This is a genomic window from Sporichthyaceae bacterium, assembly GCA_036493475.1.
Lineage (GTDB): Bacteria > Actinomycetota > Actinomycetes > Sporichthyales > Sporichthyaceae > DASQPJ01.
In genome coordinates this window covers 1-2,839 of the sequence record DASXPS010000079.1, presented here as the reverse complement: position 1 = coordinate 2,839, position 2,839 = coordinate 1, and the positions used below count along the sequence as shown (strand labels likewise).

4 protein-coding genes are annotated in these 2,839 nt (G+C 67.9%); 1 reads left to right on the top strand and 3 read right to left on the bottom strand.

Features of this window, described 5'->3' with window-relative positions:
• Window positions 1-28: 28 nt before the first annotated feature.
• Window positions 29-688: an RICIN domain-containing protein gene (locus VGJ14_08785; protein ID HEY2832506.1), complete on the bottom strand. Its 660-nt coding sequence runs from the start codon at window positions 686-688 to the stop codon at window positions 29-31.
• Window positions 689-707: 19 nt separating this feature from the next.
• Here VGJ14_08785 and VGJ14_08780 point away from each other — a divergent pair, with 19 nt between their 5' ends.
• The gene (locus VGJ14_08780; protein HEY2832505.1) at window positions 708-923 is read left to right on the top strand and encodes a hypothetical protein; all 216 of its coding nucleotides are present in this window, start codon (window positions 708-710) and stop codon (window positions 921-923) included.
• A 119-nt stretch (window positions 924-1,042) separates the two neighbouring features.
• On the opposite strand, the gene glgA is transcribed toward VGJ14_08780, so the two are convergent.
• Window positions 1,043-2,218: a glycogen synthase gene (gene glgA / locus VGJ14_08775; protein ID HEY2832504.1), complete on the bottom strand. Its 1,176-nt coding sequence runs from the start codon at window positions 2,216-2,218 to the stop codon at window positions 1,043-1,045.
• On the bottom strand, window positions 2,215-2,839 hold a 625-nt coding region (locus tag VGJ14_08770; GenBank protein ID HEY2832503.1), incomplete at its 5' end, for a sugar phosphate nucleotidyltransferase. The genes VGJ14_08770 and glgA, both read right to left, overlap by 4 nt.

Sequence of the window (2,839 nt, the reverse complement as noted above, 5' to 3'; positions counted from 1 at the left end):
CCAGCCCGCCGACCGGGAAACCGCGAGACTAGCTCGGCGTCGAGGCGAACCAGTGCTGGTTGGGGGTGTTGTGGCACGCCCACACGATGAGCTGGGTGCCATTGTGCTTCGAGGAGGCCGGGTCATCCAGGCAGTACTTTCCGCCGTTGGCCTTCAGCACCCACTCGCCGTTGGACTTGTGCGTCCAGATCTCGTTCGCGCCGCCGTTGCAGGTGTACAGGATCACCTTGCTGCCGTTGCCGCCGGAGCGCTGGTCGTTGAGGCACAGGCCGTTGTGCTTCAGCTTGCCGCCGGAGTAGGTCCACTGCTGGGCCTTGTCGTGCGAGTTGCACGTCCAGATGATGACCTGGGTCCGGTTGGCGGAGCTGTTGGCCTTGTCGTCCACGCACTTGCCGCCGAGACCCCGGTAGAGCCGTACCGACCCGGAGGGCGCGGCCGAGGCGGTCGGGTCGGGAGTGTTCGGGTTCGGCGCGTAATTCACCGCGACCTGCACGCTCCCCTTATTGGTGCTGAGGGTGGCGCCCACCCTGATGGCACAGGAGTCCGGCGGGGTGGTGAAGGGAAGGACGAGGTACCCGTTATTCGGGGTCGTCGCGGCGGTACCGCCGAAGTTCGTCGCGGTGTCGCTGCCGAGCTTGCACGTAGCGGTCCAGTTAATAGTGGCGCTCTGGTTAGAGCCCTGTGTCACGGTTACGGAGTACAAAATCGTGGCGGGATTGCTGATCGTCTTAATCACGGTGCAGCTGGCCTTCGCCGTCGCCGTGCCCGTGGCGTTGCAGGTGCCCGCGAGGTTAGCGCTGGCCGCGGTCATGCCCACGGTGATCATGCCGGCCGCAAGCAATCCGGTCAAAACAGCACAAACAACAGCACGACCTGATCTCAGCATCATCAATTGCCTCTCAGCGCTAGCCCGTTCCCCCTAGCCCCCCTGTTGGGACGCGGTGGCATCGGCAATGGTTTACACCAGGTTCACCAGCTCGGTGCACAGGACGGTGATTTGCGCCCGATTAGACAAATCCGAGCCAAGAAGGCGCTTTAAGCCCTAGTGAGCCAATTCGGCATAAAGGTCGGCCGTCTGGGCGGCAATTGCGGGCCAGCCGAATTCCGCCACCGCGCGCTTGCGGCCCGCCTGTCCCATCGCCGCGGCGCGGTCGGGGTCACTCAGCAGCGTGTTCAGTGCCGCCGCGAGCGGCTCCGGTTCCCCCGCCGGCACCAGCAGGCCCGTCTCGCCGTCGGCCACCACCTCGGGAATCCCGCCGGTGCGGGAACCGACCACCGCGGTTCCGCACGCCATGGCCTCCAGGTTCACGATGCCGAGCGGCTCGTAGATCGACGGGATGGCGAACACCGTGGCGTGCGTGAGGAGCTGGATGACGTCGGGCTTGGGCAGCATCTCCGGGATCCAGAACACGCCGGACCTGGTGGCGCGCAAGCCGTCGACCAGCTCGGTCACCTCGGCCAGCTGCTCCTGGGTGTCGGCGGCCCCGGCCAGCAGCACCAGCTGCGCCTCGGGGATCAGCCCGGAGGCCGCGCGAAGCAGGACGGGCACGCCCTTCTGCCGGGTGATACGGCCGACGAATATGACGTAGGGACGCGTCAGGTCGATGCCGTAGTGCTCGAGCACATCGGTGTTCGGATCGGGATGGTACTCGGTGGTGTCTATGCCGTTGCGTATCACATGGATCCGTTCGGCGGGAATTTCGGGGTAAGCGGTCATGATGTCGGCGCGCATGCCGTCCGAGACGGCCACCACCGCGGCGGCCGAGGCCGCCGATACCCGCTCGCACCAGGAGGAGACCGTGTACCCGCCGCCTAGCTGCTCCGCCTTCCACGGGCGCAAGGCCTCCAGCGAGTGCATCGTCATCACGTGCGGGATGTCGTAGAGCATGGCGGCCAGGTGGCCGGCCAGGTTGGCGTACCAGGTGTGCGAGTGGACCAGCTGCGCGCTGTTCATTCCCGGCCCGACGGCAGCGGCCATGGACAGGTCGGTGGAGACCACCTGCAGCGCCTGGTTGGCGCCGGCCAGCACGTCCCAGGGCCGGTGCGCGACCGCGGCCGGGCGGTCCGCCCCCTGGCAGTGCACGGTGAGATCGACCAGCGGAGCGAGCTCGCGGGCCAGGTACGTGACGTGCACGCCGGCGCCGCCGTACACCTCGGGCGGGTACTCGCGGGTCAGCAGCGCGACACGGAGCTTGCCGGCGGGCGGGGCCTGAGTCACGGCACGACCTCCTGGCCCTTGCCCACCACGGTGATGCCGCCGGCCGAGACCGCGAAGCCGCGCGCCCTGTCGTGGTTCTTGTCCACGCCGACCTGGGCCCGCTCCGGCACGATGACGTTCTTGTCGATGATCGCGTCCCGGACCACCGCGTGCCGGCCGATCTTGGTGTTGTGCAGCAGTACCGACCGCTCCACGGTGGCCCAGCTGTTCACCCGCACCCCGGGCGAGAGGACGGACAGGCGGACCAGGCCCCCGGAGATCACCACGCCGGGGCTGACCAGGCTGTCGATCGCCCGCCCGATCCGGTCCCCAGCCTCGTGCACGAACTTGGCCGGCGGCAGCGACGGGACGTACGTCAGGATCGGCCACTGGTCGTTATACAGGTTGAAGATCGGCTCCACCGCGCACAGGTCCATGTGGGCGTCGAAGTAGGACTCGAGCGAGCCGACGTCGCGCCAGTAGCCGGCGTCCCGCGGGGTCGCGCCGGGCACCTCGTTGAAGCTGAAGTCGTACGCCTGCGCGCCGCCGTTCCGCACCAGGTTCGGGATGATGTTGCCGCCGATGTCGTGCCGGCTGGAGTCGTCGTCGGCGTCCTTGCGGAGCGCGTCGACCAGCACGTCG